Origin of the sequence: Duganella sp. CF458, assembly GCF_900113115.1 — a bacterium.
GTDB lineage: Bacteria > Pseudomonadota > Gammaproteobacteria > Burkholderiales > Burkholderiaceae_D > Rugamonas.
The window spans coordinates 16,784-33,350 of sequence record NZ_FOOF01000006.1; the positions used below are offsets into that span (position 1 = coordinate 16,784).

At 65.9% G+C, this 16,567-nt stretch carries 10 protein-coding genes; all 10 read left to right on the forward strand.

Going from position 1 to position 16,567, the window contains the following annotated elements; all coding sequences use genetic code 11:
* Positions 1 to 137 precede the first annotated feature (137 nt).
* The 10 genes from BM269_RS10500 to BM269_RS10540 all read left to right on the forward strand — a co-directional run bounded on the left by BM269_RS10500 (position 138) and on the right by BM269_RS10540 (position 16,564).
* Positions 138 to 1,469 carry an efflux RND transporter periplasmic adaptor subunit gene (locus BM269_RS10500; RefSeq protein WP_090436984.1) on the forward strand — a complete coding sequence of 444 codons (1,332 nt, stop codon included), beginning with the start codon at positions 138 to 140 and terminating at the stop codon, positions 1,467 to 1,469.
* Positions 1,466 to 4,519: an efflux RND transporter permease subunit gene (locus tag BM269_RS10505; protein WP_090436985.1), complete on the forward strand. Its 3,054-nt coding sequence runs from the start codon at positions 1,466 to 1,468 to the stop codon at positions 4,517 to 4,519. The genes BM269_RS10500 and BM269_RS10505 overlap by 4 nt, the downstream gene beginning before the upstream one ends.
* Positions 4,516 to 7,674, forward strand: a complete 3,159-nt coding sequence (locus BM269_RS10510; protein WP_090436986.1) for an efflux RND transporter permease subunit — start codon at positions 4,516 to 4,518, stop codon at positions 7,672 to 7,674. The genes BM269_RS10505 and BM269_RS10510 overlap by 4 nt, the downstream gene beginning before the upstream one ends.
* The gene (locus BM269_RS10515; RefSeq protein WP_090436987.1) at positions 7,671 to 9,059 is read left to right on the forward strand and encodes an efflux transporter outer membrane subunit; all 1,389 of its coding nucleotides are present in this window, start codon (positions 7,671 to 7,673) and stop codon (positions 9,057 to 9,059) included. Before BM269_RS10510 ends, BM269_RS10515 begins: the two co-directional genes overlap by 4 nt.
* A 47-nt stretch (positions 9,060 to 9,106) precedes the next feature.
* Complete coding sequence (locus BM269_RS29790; protein ID WP_229204586.1) at positions 9,107 to 9,706, forward strand: chemotaxis protein CheB; 600 nt, start codon at positions 9,107 to 9,109, stop codon at positions 9,704 to 9,706.
* Positions 9,694 to 11,496, forward strand: a complete 1,803-nt coding sequence (locus BM269_RS10520; protein WP_229204587.1) for a CheR family methyltransferase — start codon at positions 9,694 to 9,696, stop codon at positions 11,494 to 11,496. The genes BM269_RS29790 and BM269_RS10520 overlap by 13 nt, the downstream gene beginning before the upstream one ends.
* Positions 11,493 to 13,025: a PAS domain-containing sensor histidine kinase gene (locus BM269_RS10525; protein ID WP_090436988.1), complete on the forward strand. Its 1,533-nt coding sequence runs from the start codon at positions 11,493 to 11,495 to the stop codon at positions 13,023 to 13,025. The genes BM269_RS10520 and BM269_RS10525 overlap by 4 nt, the downstream gene beginning before the upstream one ends.
* A gap of 71 nt (positions 13,026 to 13,096) precedes the next feature.
* A complete protein-coding gene (locus BM269_RS10530; protein ID WP_229204588.1) occupies positions 13,097 to 15,241 on the forward strand; it encodes a S46 family peptidase in 2,145 nt (714 codons plus the stop codon).
* 196 nt (positions 15,242 to 15,437) lie between these two features.
* A complete protein-coding gene (pnuC, locus tag BM269_RS10535; RefSeq protein ID WP_090436990.1) occupies positions 15,438 to 16,052 on the forward strand; it encodes a nicotinamide riboside transporter PnuC in 615 nt (204 codons plus the stop codon).
* Positions 16,049 to 16,564, forward strand: coding sequence for an AAA family ATPase (locus tag BM269_RS10540; RefSeq protein WP_090436991.1), 516 nt, complete (start codon positions 16,049 to 16,051; stop codon positions 16,562 to 16,564). The genes pnuC and BM269_RS10540 overlap by 4 nt, the downstream gene beginning before the upstream one ends.
* Positions 16,565 to 16,567: the final 3 nt, after the last annotated feature.

Consider the following 16,567-nt stretch of genomic DNA (forward strand, 5'->3'; position numbering starts at 1 on the left):
CAGCCAGTCTGGCGGCTTTTCTTTTGGGGCGTCCGGTGGCCCGAATTGTTTCCGATGTTTCTTGCCGAACGTATTCGGGCCGGGACGCTGTGCTAGAGTCAATTCGCATACCACCCAAAAGAAGAAAGGGTCGCCCCATGGAGACTCCAACAACATCCAATGCCCCCTCGACACCACGCGCCGGCAAACGGGCGCGCTGGATCGGCGGAGTGGCGGCCCTGCTTGGCATGCTGGCCCTGGGCGGCCTGGCCTGGTACCTGACCCACCGCGGCCCTGCCGAAGGCGGGCAGGGTGGCTCGGGTACGCCGGCCACCGCTGGCGCTGGTGGCGCCGGGCAGGGAAGCGGTGGGCGGGGCGGCCGCGGTGGACGCGGTCCCGCTGCCACGGTCGGCGTGGCGACGGCCGAAAAGGCCGACTTGCCGGTCACCCTGGACGCGCTGGGTACCGTCACCGCGGCCGCTACCACCACGGTGCGGCCGCAGGTTTCCGGCATCCTGCAAAAAGTTCTCTTCAAGGAGGGCCAGATGGTCAAGGCGGGCCAGGTGCTGGCCCAGATCGATCCGCGCCAATTCGAGCTGCAGCTGATGCAGGCCACCGGCCAGCGCGAGCGCGATGAGGCGCAACTGGAAAATGCACGCCTGACGCTTGAACGCTATCGCACCTTGCTGGCGCAGGATTCCATCGCACGGCAGGATGTCGACACGCAGGCGGCGCTGGTCAAACAACTCCAGGGCACGGTCACGACCGACCGCGCGAATGAGGGCACGGCGCGCCTGAACCTGGGCTACACCAAGGTGGTGGCGCCGATCAGCGGGCGGGTCGGCTTGCGGGTGGTCGATATCGGCAACCTGGTTGGTTCGAGCGATGCGGCGGGGATTGCGGTGATCACGCAGTTGGCGCCGATCGATGTGGAGTTTGCAGTGCCGCAGGACCGGGTTGCGGAGCTGGCGCCGCGCGCCGGCGATCGTGCCGGCGCACCCATGGTGGCGCTGGCGTACGACCGCACGCGCAGCACGGTGCTGGAGAAGGGCGGGTTTTATGCACTGGATAACCAGGTCGATACGCAGACCGGCACCGTGATGGCGAAGGCGCGCTTCGCCAATGCCGGTTCTTCCTTGTTCCCCAGCCAGTTCGTGAACGTGCGGCTCGAGCTGCGCACCATCAAGGATGCGGTGGTGGTGCCGGTGACGGCGTTGCGGCACGGTTCTTCGGGCGACTACGTGTACGTGTTGCAAGATGGGCAGACAGCCTCGCAGCGGCCGGTCAAGCGCGGGATTGCGACCGTGGACAAGGTGCAGATCGAGAGCGGCCTGGCGGCCGGCGAACAGGTGATCACCGAAGGGGCGGACCGCATCAAGGACGGTGCGCGCGTTACGTTGCCGTCGCAGCGGCCCGGCGCTGACGGCGAGGGCGGCGGCAAGCGGCGCCGTCATCGTGACGATGCGGGCGCCGCCGGCGCGACGCGATGAGCCCCTCGGCGCCCTTCATCCGGCGGCCGGTGGCGACGGCGCTGTTCATGCTGGCCATCGTGCTGGCCGGCCTGCTTGGCTATCGTTTCCTGCCGCTGTCGGCGTTGCCGCAAGTCGACTTCCCGACCATCCAGGTACGTACGCTGTATCCCGGCGCCAGCCCGGAGGTGATGGGGCGCACGGTCACGGCGCCGCTGGAACGGCAGTTTGGGCAGATGTCCGGCCTGCAGCGCATGAGCTCCACCAGCGCAGCCGGGGTTTCCATCATCACGCTGCAATTCAGCTTGGGCCAGACGCTGGACGTGGCGGAGCAGGAAGTGCAGGCGGCGATCAACGCCGGCGGCTCGCTGCTGCCGACCGACCTGCCGGCGCCGCCGGTGTACGCCAAGGTCAACCCGGCCGATGCGCCGGTGCTGACATTGGCCATCACCTCGAAAGCGATGCCCCTGACGGAAGTGCAGAACATCGTCAACACGCGGCTGGCGCTGAAGATCAGCCAGGTCAACGGCGTCGGCCTGGTCACGCTGGGCGGCGGCCAGCGTCCAGCCGTGCGCATCCAGGCCGACACGCAAGCCCTGGCCAGCTACGGCCTCGGCCTGGATACGCTGCGCAGCGCCATCACGGCGGCCAACGCCAACAGCGCCAAGGGCAGCTTCGACGGCCCCACGCGCGCTTTTACCATCAATGCCAACGACCAGTTGCTGGCGGCCGACGATTACCGCCAGCTGATCGTCTCCTACCGCAACGGCGCGCCGCTCCGGCTGCAGGACGTGGCCCGCGTGGTCGATAGCGCGGAGAACGTCAAGCTTGGCGCCTGGGCCGGCCTGACGCCCGCCATCATCCTGGATGTGCAACGCCAGCCGGGCGCCAACGTGATCGCCACGGTCGATGCGATCCGGGAGCGCCTGCCGGAGCTGCAGGCCAGCCTGCCCGGCGCCATCGAGGTGGCCGTGCTGAGCGACCGCACCCACGGCATCCGCGCCTCGGTGCTGCACGTGGAACTTGAACTGCTGCTGGCCGTGGTGCTGGTGGTGCTGGTGATCTTCGCCTTCCTGCGCAGCCCGCGCGCGACGGTGATCGCCAGCCTGGCGGTGCCGATTTCGCTGGTCGGCACTTTCGGCGTGATGTACCTGCTCGGCTACAGCCTGAACAACCTCAGCCTGATGGCGCTCACCATCGCCACCGGTTTCGTGGTGGACGACGCCATCGTCATGATCGAGAACATCGCGCGCCACATCGAGCAAGGCGAGAGCCCGATGAACGCGGCCCTCAAGGGCGCACAGCAGATCGGCTTCACCATCATCTCGCTGACGGTGTCGCTGATCGCCGTGCTGATTCCGCTGCTGTTCATGGGCGACGTGGTGGGACGCCTGTTCCGTGAGTTCGCCGTCACGCTGGCCATCACCATCCTGATTTCCGCCGTGGTGTCGCTGACGCTGGTGCCGATGATGTCCGGCCGCTGGCTGGCCGAGCATAAAGAGCACGAGGCCACCTTGTTTGACCGCCTGGTCAAGCGTTACGACGGTAGCCTGCAATGGGTGCTGGAGCGGCAGGGCGTGACCCTGCTGGTTGCCCTGGGCACGCTGGTGCTGACGGTGCTGCTTTACCTGTGGATTCCCAAAGGCCTGTTCCCGACCCAGGACACCGGCCAGTTGAAAGCCCGCATCGAAGCGGCGCAGACCGTGTCCTTCGAACGCATGGTGCAGTTGCAGCAGCAGGCCGCCCGCGCCATGCTGGAGGACCCGGCCGTGGCCTCGCTCAGTTCCGTGGTCGGCGTCGACGCGGGCAACAACACCATGCTGCATACCGGCAGCATGCTGGTCAACCTGAAACCGGACCGCGACAAGCTGCAAGTGGTGATGGAGCGCCTGCGCCAGCGCGTGGCGCAAGTGGCGGGCGTCAAGCTGTATCTGCAGCCAACGCAGGACCTGACCATCGATGCCGAAAGCGGCCCGACCCAGTACCGCGTTTCGCTGGAAGGTGCCGATAACGCCAGCGTATCGGAATGGGCGACCAGGCTGTCCGAACGCATGGCGGGCAAGGAGCGGCTGCGCAATGTGGTGTCCGATGTGGGCGCCAGCGGCGCCGGAGCCTATGTCAGCATCGACCGCGACACCGCCTCGCGGCTGTCGATCACCGCTGCGGCGGTGGACGACGCGCTGTACAGCGCTTTCGGCCAGCGCATCGTTTCCACCATTTTCACCGAGACCAACCAGTACCGCGTGATCCTGGAAGCTGACCAGGACCGCATGGAGACGCCGGAAGCGCTGGGCAACCTGCAACTGCGCACCGGCAGCGGCAAGCCGACGCCATTGTCGGCCATCGCCAGCGTGCAGGAGCGCCCGGCGCCGCTGCAGCTGACCCACGTGGCCCAGTACCCGGCCACCACCATCGGCTTCGATGCCGCGCCCGGCGTGGCGCTGGGGCAGGCGGTCGACGCGATCCGCGATGCTGCCAGGGAAGTGGGCCTGCCGCAATCGGTCAGCCTGAGCTTCCTGGGCGCGGCGGGCGCCTACCAGGCTTCGCTGAGCAACCAGCTCTGGCTGATCCTGGCGGCGGTGCTGTGCGTGTACATCGTGCTGGGCGTGCTGTACGAAAGCTATATCCACCCGTTGACCATCCTGTCCACGCTGCCGTCGGCCGGCGTCGGCGCGCTGCTGGCGCTGATGCTGACGGGGCAGGAGCTGGGCGTGATCGGCATTATCGGCATCATCCTGCTGATCGGCATCGTCAAGAAGAACGCCATCATGATGATCGACTTCGCCATCGAGGCGGAACGCGAGCAGGGCATGGCGCCGCGCGAGGCGATCCACCAGGCCGCGCTGCTGCGCTTGCGGCCGATTTTGATGACCACCATGGCGGCCTTGTTTGCCGCCGTCCCGCTGATGTTGGGCTGGGGCGAGGGCGCCGAGTTGCGCCGGCCGCTTGGCCTGTCGATCTTCGGCGGCCTGATTGTCAGCCAGTTGCTCACGCTGTACACCACGCCGGTGATCTACCTGGCCTTCGACCGCCTTGCGCAGCGCCGCCGGGGGCGCGGGGAGGCGACATGAACCTGTCCGAGCCCTTTGTCCGCCGTCCTATTGCCACGGTGCTGCTGACGATCGGGCTGGCACTGGCTGGCATCGCGGCATTCTTCGTGCTGCCGGTGTCGCCGCTGCCGCAGGTGGATTACCCCTCGATCTCGGTCAGCGCCAGCCTGCCCGGCGCCAGTCCGGACACCATGGCAAGCAGCGTGGCGACGCCGTTGGAGCGGCGGCTGGCCGTGATCGCAGGCGTGAACGAGGTGACTTCCTCGTCCGGCAGCGGCTCGACGCGCGTCAACCTGCAGTTCGAGTTGAACCGCAAGATCGATGCGGCGGCGCGCGAAGTGCAGGCCGCCATCAATGCCTCGCGCGCCGACTTGCCGGCCACGCTGCGCAGCAACCCGACCTACCGCAAGGCCAATCCATCCGATGCGCCCGTGATCATCCTGGCGCTGACATCGGCCACCCGCAGCCCGGGGCAGGTGTACGAGTCGGTGTCGAACATCGTGCAGCAGAAGCTGGCCCAGGTGAAAGGCGTGGGCGACGTGGAGATCGGCGGCGGCTCGCTGCCGGCGGTGCGCGTCGAACTGTTGCCGTTTGCGCTGAACCGCTACGGCGTATCGTCGGAAGACGTGCGGGCGGCGATCCAGGCCACCAATGCCAACCGGCCCAAGGGAGCGATCGAGGTGGCAGGGCGGCGCCTGCAGATCTATTCGGCTGCGTCGACGGCCAGCGGCGGCCGCAGCGCTGCCGATTACCGCGACCTGGTCGTGGCCTGGCGCGACGGCGCCGCGATCCGGCTCGACGACGTGGCGCAGGTGATCGACGGTGCGGAGAACCGCAACACACTGGGCCTGTTCAACGGCGAGCCGGCCGTGATCGTGCTGGTGACGCGCCAGCCCGGCGCCAACGTGATCGAGACGGTGGATGCGGTGCGCGATTTGCTGCCGCAGTTACAGGCCCAGTTGCCGCAGGATGTGAAACTGCAGGTCGCGTCGGACAGTACCAATTCTATCCGTTCCTCGCTGCTCGAAATCGAGTTCACGCTGCTGATGTCGATTGTGCTGGTGGTGCTGGTGGTGAGCGCTTTCCTGCGCAGCGCGCGGGCGACCGTGATTCCGGCGATCGCGACCGTGGTGTCGCTGCTGGGCACCTTCGGCGTGATGTACTTGCTGGGCTTCAGTCTGAATAACCTCAGCCTGATGGCGCTGACCGTGGCCACCGGCTTCGTGGTGGACGATGCCATCGTGGTGCTGGAGAACACCGCGCGCCACATGGAGCAGGGCATGGAGCGCTTCGCGGCCGCGCTGCAAGGGGCGAAGGAAGTCGGCTTTACCGTGCTGTCGATCAGCGTGTCGCTGGTGGCGGTCTTCATCCCGCTGCTGTTCATGGGCGGGCAGGTGGGCCGCTTGTTCCGCGAGTTTGCCGTCACCTTGTCGGCGGCGGTGATGATCTCGCTGGTGATCTCCCTGACCACCACGCCGATGCTGTGCGCCTGGCTGCTGCGGCCGGGTGCCGCGCAGCAGGCGCCAGGACGCGTGTCGCGTTGGTTCGAGCGGGGCTTCGACATCATTCTGCGCATGTATGAGAAGTCGCTGGACTGGGCGCTCGCCAGCGCGTGGCTGGTGATGCTGGTCCTGGTATTCGTGGTCGGGCTGAATGTCTACCTGTATGCCGCCGCGCCGAAGGGCTTCTTCCCGCAGCAGGACACGGGGCAGATCAATGGCGGCATCCGCGCCGACCAGAGCATCTCCTTCCAGGCCATGCAGGGCAAGCTGCGGCAGCTGGTGAATATCATCCGCGACGATCCGGCCGTGGCGACGGTGGTCGGCTTTACCGGCGGCTCGCGGGCGGGCGGCGGCTTCATGTTCGTCAACCTGAAACCGGCGGCGGAGCGCGACGTGACGGGGCAGCAGGTGATTGCGCGCCTGCGGCCCAAGCTGGCGCGTGTGACCGGCGTGTCGCTGTTCCTGAACACGGTGCAGGACTTGCGCATGGGCGGGCGGCAAAGCAATTCCACTTACCAGTACACGCTGAAAAGCGACAACCGCGCCGATTTGAAACGCTGGGCCTCGCGCCTGGCCGATGAAATGAAGCGGCAGAAGGCGCTGGTGGACGTGGATACCGACCAGGCGGACAACGGTGTCGAAACCTTTGTTGCGGCCGACAAGGACATGGTGTCGCGCATGGGCCTGTCGATGAAGGATGTCGACAACGCGCTGTACAACGCGTTCGGGCAACGCCAGGTGGCAACGATCTACGATGAGCTTAACCAGTACAAGGTGGTGATGGAAGTGGCGCCGGAATATGCCCGCAGCCCGGAAGCGCTGGCCGACGTCTATGTGGGGCGCCGCGCTGCCGCCAGCACGGGCGGCTCGGTGGTCGGGGCAGGGATGCGCGACCCGTCCGGCGGCTCGGCGCTGAGCACGCAGGCCGACGCCATGGTGCCGCTGGCGGCGCTGGCCTCGTTTGCCGAGCGATCCACCCCGGCCTCGGTGAATCACCAGGACGGCGAACTGGCGACCACGGTTTCCTTCAACCTGGCTGACGGCGCCAGCCTGGGCGAGGCGCAGCAAGCGGTGAAGGACGCGGAAAACGCCATCGGCATGCCGAACAACGTACGCGGCAGCTTCCAGGGCACGGCGCGCACGGCGCAGGAAACCAACCAGCAGCAGCCGCTGCTGATCGCCGCGGCGCTGGTGGTGATCTACATCGTCCTGGGCATGCTGTACGAAAGCCTGGTGCATCCGATCACGGTGCTGTCGACGCTGCCCTCGGCCGGCGTCGGCGCGGTGCTGGCGCTGCTGATGTTCCGCATGGAGTTTTCGCTGATCGCCCTGATCGGGGTGTTCCTGCTGATCGGCATCGTGAAAAAGAACGCCATCCTGATCATCGATTTCGCGCTGGAGGCGGAACGCACGCGCGGCCTGGACTCGCGCAGCGCCGTGCGGGAAGCCTGCCTGCTGCGCTTCCGCCCGATCCTGATGACGACCATGGCGGCGGCGCTGGGTGCACTGCCGCTGGCGATCGGCTTTGGCGAAGGTTCGGAGCTGCGCCAGCCGCTGGGCATCGCCATCATCGGCGGCCTGGTTGCCAGCCAGCTGCTCACTTTACTGACCACGCCCGTGGTCTACCTGCTGCTCGATAAGCTGCGCCTGCGTGGCGCAAAGGCCACAACATGAAAAAAATTCTCGGCGCGCTCACCCTGGCATTGGCCGGCTGCGCCACCGGCCCGGCATACCAAACGCCCAGCGCGCCGCTGTCGGCGCAATTCAAGGAGGCCGAAGGCTGGCAGCCGGCCGCGCCGGCCGACCTGCTGGAAAAGGGCCCCTGGTGGGAGCTGTTCGGCGACGCCACCCTCAACCAGCTGGCCAGCCAGGTGGACGTGAACAACCAGAACGTGGCGGCGGCGCAAGCGCGCTACGCCCAGGCCCGCGCCGCCGTGGCCGAGCAGCGTGCCTCCTTGTTCCCGGTAGTGACGCTGGACGCCAGCGCGAACCGTAGTGGTAGCGGCAGCAGCGGCGCGGGTGGCGACGGGCGCACCGGCAACCAGTACCGGGTGAACATCGGCGCCAGCTGGGAGCCGGATGTGTGGGGCCGGTTGCGAGCGGGCGTCAGCGGAGCCCAGGCCGGCGCCCAGGCCAGCGCAGCCGACCTGGCGGCCGCGCGGCTGGCGGCGCAAGGCGAACTGGCGGCGAACTACATCGGCTTGCGCCTGTCGGACGCCCAACTGGCGCTGCTGGGCGAAACGGTGGCGGGCTACCAGCGTGTGCTGCAGATCACCCAGAACCGCGTGAACGCCGGCGTGGCGCCCAGTTCCGACCTGCTGCAAGCCCAGACCCAGCTCGCCAATGCCAGTGCCGACCGGCTCAGCGCGCAGCGCCAGCGCGCCCAGCTCGAACACGCCATCGCCATCCTGCTGGGCAAGGCGCCGGCCGATTTCACGCTGGCCGCTGCGCCATGGACGCTGCAGGTGCCGCAGATCCCGCTCGGCCTGCCGTCGACGTTGCTGGAACGGCGGCCCGACATCGCCGCTGCGGAGCGCCGGGTGGCGGCCGCCAACACGCAGATCGGCATCGCGCGCAGCGCCTATTTTCCCAGCCTGAGCCTGGGCGGCAGTTATGGCGTGGCGGGCAGCCAACTGGGCGGCTTGTTCAGCGCCTCCAACACCCTGTGGTCGCTCGGCCTGTCGGCGGCGCAGGCGGTGTTCAACGCCGGCGCCACCGGTGCCCGCGTCGACCAGGCCAGTGCCGCGCGCGACGTGGCGGTGGCCAACTATCGCCAGGCCGTCCTGACCGCCCTGGCCGACGTGGAAGACCAGCTGGCGGCCAGCAAAGTGCTGGCGCAGCAGCAGGCCTTGCGCGAAACCTCGGCCCATGCCGCCAGCCAGGTCGAGCAGCAGATGCTGAACCGTTACCGGGCCGGCCAGGTCGGCTATACCGACGTGGTGGCGGCCCAGGTCACTGCGCTCAATGCCCGGCGCGCGCTGCTGCAGGCCCAGGCCGACCGCCAGTCGACGGCGGTGGCGCTGGTGCAGGCGCTGGGCGGCGGCTGGAAGGGGTTTTAACCGACAGGCGGTTTGCCATTTCCTTGCTTCACTGGCATCATGCCGGGATGACCAACCGTTTAGTTTCGTCTGATTCGGAAACCAGTGAGGCGCTGCGGCACCAGCAGGCGGTGCAGATTGTCGGCATGGGTGCATCGGCCGGCGGGCTCGATGCGATTTCCGAGTTCCTGGCCTCCATGCCGTCCCGCACGGGGATGGCGTTCATCGTCCTGCAGCACCACGATCCCTCGCGCCGTGGCCTGCTGCCCGAGCTGCTGCGCCGTATCACCACCATGGAAGTGTGTGAAATCGCCGAATCGATCGAGGTGCGGCCGGACCATGTGTATGTGGCGCCGCCCAACTTCGACCTGGCTTTTTCCAACGAAAAGCTGATGCCGGTGGAGACCGCCGACGTCCATAGCCGCTATCCGATCGACTCCTTTTTTCGCGCGCTGGCCGCCGAAAAGGGGCAGGCTGCCGCCGGCGTGGTGTTTTCCGGCATGGGCACCGACGGCACCGCCGGCTTGCGTGCGATTCAGGAGGCTGGCGGCGTGACCCTGGCGCAGGAACCCAATTCCGCCAAGTTTGACTCGATGCCGCGCAGCGCGATCGCGGCCGGCGTGGCCGATTTCGTTGCGCCGCCCGGCGCCAGGCCTTGCGCGAGCTGATGTCGCTGCTGCAGCGCCATACCGGCAACAACTTCACCGAATACAAGATGAGCACTGTGCTGCGCCGCATCGAGCGCCGCATGAAGCTGCACCAGCTCGATTCGATGGAATCCTACGTGGCCTACCTGCGCGACAACGCGGCCGAAGTGCAGCTGCTGTTCCGAGTAATGCTGATCGGTGTGACCAGCTTCTTCCGCGATCCGACCGTGTGGGAACACCTGTGCAGCGAGACCATACCGGCGCTGCTGGCGGCCAACCCGGAAGGCGCCGCCTTCAAGGCCTGGGTGCCGGCCTGCTCGACCGGCGAAGGAGCCTACACCCTGGCCATGGTGTTCGACGAAGCGGTCACGCGCGCCAACGCCCGCGAGACGGGCAGGTATTCGCTGCAGATCTTTGCCACCGACCTGCATGGCGACGCCATCGACAAGGCGCGCCAGGGCCTGTTCGGACGCGGCGTGGAAGACACGGTGACGCATGAACGGCTGGTGCGCTATTTCCTGGCCGACGGCGCCGGCTATCGGATCCGCAAGGAACTGCGCAATATGATCATCTTCGCGCAGCAGAACATCATTTCCGATCCGCCGTTCACCAAACTCGATATTCTTAGCTGCCGCAATCTGCTAATCTATTTCAACCCAAAACTGCAGGAACAGTTGATACCACTGTTCCACTATGCCTTGAAACCGGAAGGCTTGCTGGTATTGGGCAGCGCGGATACGCCAGGCAGCTACAACGAGCTGTTCATGCCGGTGCCGGGTTGCGGGCGTATTTACCGCCGCCTGGACGCCAGCACGCAGCGCGTGGCGAATTATTTCCCGACCAAGATCGCGAAGGCCGCGCAACCAAGTTCCATCGAAGTTGCTACCATGACCATGAACGGCAATATCCAGACACAAGTAGAACACCTGCTGCTCAAAGCCCATACACCGGCGGCAGTCATGATCAACAGCGATGGCGATATCCTCTACATCCACGGCCGCACGGGCACTTTTCTGGAGCCGGCCACCGGCCGCGCCAACTGGAACATCCACGCCATGGCGCGCGACGGCCTGCGCTACGAGCTGGCCGACCTGATCGAACGCGCCAACCGCAGCGAGTCGACCGAAACCGTGCGCGAGCTGCTGTTCAAGGATGGCGCCTCCTCGCTGCTGGTCGACATGACGGTCGACGTGGTGCGCGAAGACGGTCATTCCGGCCACAACCTGCTGGTGACGTTCGATGCTTCGGCGATGCCGGCCCGCAAGCGCGGCAGCCGGGGCGCCGACCCGCGCCCGCAGGAGCTGGAACAGCAACTGACCATGGCGCGCCTGGAACTGCAGGCAGTGCGCGAAGAAATGCAAACCTCGCGCGAAGAACTGAAGGCGGCCAACGAAGAACTGCAATCGAAGGTGGACGACCTGTCGCTGGTCAACAGCGACATGAAGAACCTGTTGAACAGCACCGATATCGCCGTCATCTTCCTCGACAGCCAGATGAACATCCGGCGCTACACCAACCAGGCCACCCAGTTGTACAAGCTGATCGCCACCGACTTGAATCGTCCGCTCAGCGATATCGCCAACGACCTGGTGTATCCTGCCATGGAAGACGATGCGGCCGAGGTGCTGCGCTCGCTGGTGTTCTGCGAGCGCCAGATTCCGACCCGCGACGGCCGCTGGTTCATGGTGCGCATCATGCCTTACCGCACCGTGAATAACGTGATCGACGGCCTCGTGCTAACCTTCGTCAACGTCACCGAACTGAAACTGCTGGAAGCGCGCTTAACGCCTGAAGGAGGCAGCAACAAATGACCCGAACCGACGCCCTGCGCCAATGGCATGAGCTGCAAGTCAGCCAGCTGGAACTTGAGGTCCAGAGTGCCGCCTTGGCGGAGCTCGAGCGTCAGAAACGGGAGGTCGAGCAGGGCCTGCTGCGCTATGCCGGCCTGTTCGACCAGGGGCCGGTATGCTACCTGGCGCTGGCGCGCGACGGCATGATCGCCGGCGCCAACCGCGCGGCGGCGGCGCTGTTTGCCGTCCCGCTGCAGGACTTGCCGGGACAGCCGGTGGAGCGCTTCCTGGCGCCGGGCAGCCAGCCCGGGTTGCGGCGCATGCTGGCCGGCCTGGGCGCCGACGGCGCCAGCGCGTCCATGGAGGCGCAACTGTTCGAATCCATCGGCGGCGGGCGGGTGCGCATCGAAGCCAGGCTCGATCACGCCGGTGAGGCAATCCGCATGGTAGTCAGCGATGTGCGCTCGCATGAACAGAACGATGCGGCGCTGCGCCGGGCATTTGCCGTGCTGGACAACCTGGGCGAGGGCGTCGCCGTGGCCGACGCCGACGGCGCCATCGTGGCCATCAACCCGGCCTTTTCCGCCATCAGCGGCCTGGTAGAGGCGAAGGCCATCGGCAGCGATCTGGCTGCGCTGTGCGGCGCTGACGCCGCCCTGAATGTGCTGGCGGGCGGCAGCTGGCAGGGTGAATTGAGCGGGCGGCGCCCGGAAGGGGGCGACTACCAGGCCACCCTTTCGCTGCGCACCATGGCGGGCGCGGACGGCGACGTGGCAGGGGTGGTGGCCGTGCTGTCGGATATCAGCCGCCGCAAGCAGGCTGAATCGGCCTTGCAGGACCTGCGCCGCAACCTCGAAACACGGGTGGTGCAGCGCACCGCGGAACTGCTGCACGCCAACGGCCAGCTGCGCCAGTTGTCGGCCCATATGGCGGCGGTCAAGGAAGAGGAACGCAAGCGCATCGCACGCGAAATCCACGATGAACTGGGACAGAACCTGCTGGCCCTGAAGCTGGACATCGCCCAGCTTAACGAACGCATGAGCGGTCGCCGGACCCGCTTTGCGCGGCGGGTGGGGGCGGCACTGGAGAATATCGACGCCACGCTGCGCAGCGTGCGCGGCATCATGAACGAATTGCGGCCCTCGGTGCTGGACCTGGGCCTGGCGGCGGCGCTGGAATGGCTGGTGAACGATTTCCGCCACCGCAGCAGCCTGCATTACGAGCTGGCCCTGCCCGGCGAGGCGGTGCTGGCGGCCATCAATAGCGAAACCAGCCTGGTACTGTTCCGCATCGTGCAGGAGGCGCTGGTCAATGTGCTGCGCCACTCGCGCGCCACCCAGGTGGCGGTGCGGCTCGGGATGGAGGAGGGCGTGCTGCTGCTGGAGGTGGAAGACAACGGCATCGGCATCGTGCCCGCCTGCCGCGAGCGGCCCGGCTCCTTCGGCCTGATCGGCATGCAGGAGCGGGTCGATGCCCTGCACGGCAGCTTCTCCTTGAACGAATACGAGCCGGGTGCCGGATGCTGCGTGACGGTACACCTTCCTTTGTAAACAAAAGTCAATAGCCCTGAGGCCCCGGAACGCATATACTGCCGGTGCTTTTATACGTTCAGGGGACTGTTTTGACTAAAAAACTCGCACTTTCGGCAGCCATCGTGTCTGCCTTGGCCGCTTTCGCTCCTGCCCAGGCCGACGAAGGCCAGTGGCAGCCGCACCAACTGCCGCAACTGAGGGCCGAACTGAAACGCATCGGCATCACCATCCCGGCCGAACGCCTGGCCGACCTGTCCAGGCATCCAATGAGCGCCATGGTGTCGCTGGACGGCTGCTCGGCCTCGTTCGTGTCCCCTGAAGGCCTGGTGGTCACCAACCACCACTGCGCTTACGGCGCCATCCAGCGCAATTCGACCGCCGAAAAGAATTACATCGCCAACGGCTTCCTGGCCAAGACCCGCGCCGAAGAACTGCCGGGCGGCCCGACCACCCGCGTCTACGTGACCGACAAGGTGGAAAACGTGACCGAGCGCGTGAACGGCGGCCTGGACAAGCTGGCCGGCAAGGACCGCCACGCCGAGGTGAAGAAACGCATCAAGGCGCTGATCGCCGACTGCGAGACCGACAAGAACTACCGCTGCTCCGTGCCAGCCTTCCATCGCGGCGCGGAGTACTACCGCATCCGCCAGATGATGATCAAGGACGTGCGCCTGGTGTATGCGCCGCCTGAAGCCATCGGCAACTACGGCGGCGACATCGACAACTACGAGTGGCCGCGCCACACCGGCGACTATTCCTTCCTGCGCGCCTATGTCGGCAAGGATGGCAAGCCGGCCGACCCGTCGCCGGACAACGTGCCGTACAAGTCGAAGGACTTCCTGGTGGTTTCCGCCGAAGGCCTGAAGAACGGCGATCCTATCCTGCTGGCCGGTTACCCTGGCCGCACCAGCCGCTACAAGCTGCCGGTCGAAATCCGCTATGCGCGCGACCTGAGCTACCCGCTGATGGTGGCCGACTACCAGGCCGACCTCGACGCGATTGCCGCCGCCACCAAGGGCAAGGAAAACGACGTGGTGCGCTATGCCAGCGTGGTCAAGTCGATCAACAACCGCATGAAGAAAACCCAGGGCCTGCTGGACGGCTTCGCGCGCAAGGACCTGGCTGCCATCAAGGACAAGCAGGACGCGGAATTCCGTACCTGGTACGGCAAGCAGGCCAGCTCCTCGCCGGCCATGCTGGCCGAACTGGACGCCGCCATCGCGGCTGAAATGGACCTGGGCGACGATGAATTCGCCTACGGCGTGGCGACCTACAGCGACCTGCTGAAATCCGCGCGCACCCTGTACCGCCTGGCGCTGGAAAAGCAGAAGGCCGATGCCGACCGCGAACCGGGCTTCCAGGAGCGTGACCTGGCCAACATCAAGGCGCGCCTGACCCGCCTGGAGCAATCGCTGGTGCCGTCAGTCGACCAGGCCCGCTACGTCGCCGGCCTGCAGCGCTACGTCAAGCTGCCGACCAAGGCCCATCCGCAGTGGCTGGACAACCTGACCCCGGCCCTGGCCGACGTGCCTGGCATGTACCAGAAGACCGGCCTGGCCGACACCGCCACCCGCCTGGCCTGGATGGACAAGGCGCCGGCCGATTTCGAGCAGTCGACCGATCCGTTCATCAAGCTGGCGGTGCGCATGCATGGCGTGGCGATGACACTGGAAGAGCGCCGCAAGGAAGTGGACGGCAACCTGGAAAAGATCATCCCGCAGTACATGGGCGCTGTGATCGCGTGGAAGAAGTCGCAGGGCAAGCCGGTCTACCCGGACGCCAACTCCACCCTGCGCGTGACCTACGGTACCGTGTCGGCTTATGCGGGCCGCGACGGCATCACCAAAGGCCCGTTCACCACGGTGGAGGGCATCCTCGAGAAGCACACCGGCAAGGAGCCATTCGATGCGCCGCAAGCACTGATCGATGCGGTCAAGGCCAAGCGCTACGGGCAGTTCAAGGATTCGGTGCTGGGTACCGTGCCGGTCGACTTCCTGTCCTCGGCTGATACCACCGGCGGCAATTCCGGCTCCGCGGTCGTCAACAAGCGCGGCGAACTGGTTGGCCTGAACTTCGACTCCACGTACGAGTCCATCACCAAGGACTGGTACTTCGACCGCGACATCACGCGTGCCATCCACCTGGACGTGCGCTACATGCTGTGGGTAATGAAGGAGGTTGACCACGCGGACAACCTGCTGAAGGAAATGACCATCAAGTATCCGCAGAAGTAAGCGGAAAAAAAGGGGCTCCTGGTGAGCCCCTTCTCGTTATGGGGCAAAACTCTTAAACGCTCTTAAGCGCTCTTATTTCCTCTTGTTCGCTCTTGTTTGCTCTTAAATTGAGGCGTTTTCTTGCACAGGGTCACCTCCCGTTTTGGTCGCCGCTTCCCGCTCATGGCATAATCCCGCCTCACCCAAACGCAATCACATGAACGAAACCATTTCCCTGTTCGGCCTCGCCAACACCACTCCGCTTGAGCTGGTGTCATTTGTGCTTGCCGTCCTGACCGTCTGGCTGAACATCCGCCAGAACCACTGGGCATGGCTGTTCGCCATCCTGTCGTCGGCGACCTACGGTGTGGTGTTCTTTGGCGCCAAGCTGTATGGCGACATGGCGCTGCAGGGCGTGTTCATGACGGTGTCGTTCTGGGGTTGGTACCAATGGCTGCACGGGAACCAGGGCAAGGAGCTGGCCGTGTCGACGCTCAGTGCGCGCGGGCGCGTGTGGTCCGGCGTGGCCTGGCTGGCGGGCTTTGGCCTCCTGGCCTGGTTCCTGCGCCGTTATACCGACACCGACGTGCCGAACGCCGACGCCTTCCTGACTGCCGGCAGCCTGGTGGGACAAGCCCTGCTGTCGCGCAAGAAGATCGAAAACTGGCACGTCTGGATCATCGTCGACGTGCTGTACGTCGCCTTGTATGTCCACAAAGGCTTGATGCTGACGGCCGTCCTGTACGGCATGTTCGTGGCGATGGCGGTTGCCGGCCTGCTGGCCTGGCAGGGCAGCAGCGACGAACCGGAAGAAGCAGTCGTCTGGAAATGAAGCAGCCATACCGCGTCGGCATCGTCGGCGCCGCAGCCTCCGGCAAGACCACGCTGGCGCAAGCGCTGGCAGAGCGCTACGGCGCCATCTGGGTGCCCGAATACCTGCGCGAGTTCTGCGACACGCGCCAAAGCGTTCCCGTATCGACCGACCAGTTCCACATCGCCACCACCCAGGTGGCACGGGAAGACGCACTGGCCGCGCAAGGCGGGCGCTTCCTGTTCTGCGACACCACGCCGTTGATGACGGCGGTCTACAGCATCCACTACTTCGGCGGCATCGACGAGCAGCTCGAAAGCCTCGCTTCGTCGCGCCAATACGACATTACCCTGGTCTGCAAGCCGGAATTTGCATGGATACCCGACGGCCTTCATCACGAAGAGGAAGATGTCAGCGGTATTATTGACTCGATCCTGCTCGACCAGCTGGCCCGGCGCGGCGTACCTTACACGCGCATCTCGGGCGACCTCGAAGAGCGCCTGAAGCAAGTAGGTCGACTCCTGGGAGGTTGAAGC